The sequence below is a fragment of the Caulobacter sp. P1_B12_2 genome (assembly GCF_056406675.1).
This window is the reverse complement of sequence record NZ_JBFTZS010000783.1, coordinates 1-1,054: the sequence shown is the minus strand read 5'-3', so window position 1 is coordinate 1,054 and position 1,054 is coordinate 1. Positions and strand designations below refer to the sequence as shown.

Annotated in this window: 1 protein-coding gene; it reads right to left on the bottom strand. The window is 67.0% G+C overall.

The window, feature by feature from the left end:
• The coding region (locus tag AC1DZ6_RS25740; RefSeq protein WP_477099918.1) for a thymidylate synthase at nucleotides 1-652 on the bottom strand (652 nt) is incomplete at its 3' end.
• Between the last annotated feature and the right edge of the window lie 402 nt (nucleotides 653-1,054).

Below are 1,054 nucleotides of genomic sequence, written 5' to 3'. Positions count from 1 at the left end.
GCTCCAGCCCCACGACCTGGGCGACCATCACGGTCAGCAGGGCGTAGGAGGCGATGTTGAACGGCACGCCCAGGAAGACGTCGGCGCTGCGCTGGTAGAGCTGGCAGCTGAGCTTGCCGTCCGCCACGAAGAACTGGAACAGGCAGTGGCAGGGCGGCAGGGCCATGTCCTCGACGTCGGCCGGGTTCCAGGCGCTGACGATGTGGCGACGGCTGTTGGGGTTGGTCTTCAGGCCCTCGACGAGGTTGGCGATCTGGTCGATCGACTGGTTGCTCTTTCCGTCTTTGGCGGGCGCGGCCCACGAGCGCCACTGCTTGCCGTAGACGGGACCCAGGTCGCCGTTCTCGTCGGCCCACTCGTCCCAGATCTTGCAGCCGTTGTCCTGCAGGTACTTCACGTTGGTGTCGCCGCGCAGGAACCACAGCAGCTCGACGATGATCGAGCGCAGGTGCAGCTTCTTGGTGGTCAGGACGGGGAAGCCCTTGGAGAGGTCGAAGCGGATCTGCCGGCCGAACACGCCCAGCGTGCCGGTGCCCGTGCGGTCGCCGCGCTGGACGCCGTTTTCCAGGATGTCGGCGAGCAGGTTCAGATACTGCCGCTCGGGATGGTCGGCGGCGGCCTGCTCGGCGTGGATGGGCGCGATGGCGTTCATGCCCGGACTTTGGGGTCGAATCAGGCGCTTGGGCTAGTGCGGCGTAGACAGCCGTCCACAGGCGTTCGGGACTTTTCCCTCCCCCATCGTGGTGAGGGTGTATTGCACAGGCCTCTGAAGAGTTCTGTCATCCCGGACAAGGCCCGAAGGGCCGCCGATCCGGGACCGCCGGAAGCGCTGAGTTCACGCGTCGGTCCCGGATCTTCGCGCTGCGCGCTACGTCCGGGATGACAACCATTTTTGGTTAGCCCTAGCCGAGGGGAGCGAAGAGCAGAATCACCCCGCGAAGCCGCCTTCGTCCAGGAACGCCTGCTCGGCGGCCGTGGTGGTGCGCCCAGGTGTCCGGCCAGGAAGGCCAGCGCTCCGACCGTCAGCCCGGCCGCGCCCAGCAGCACGTCACCG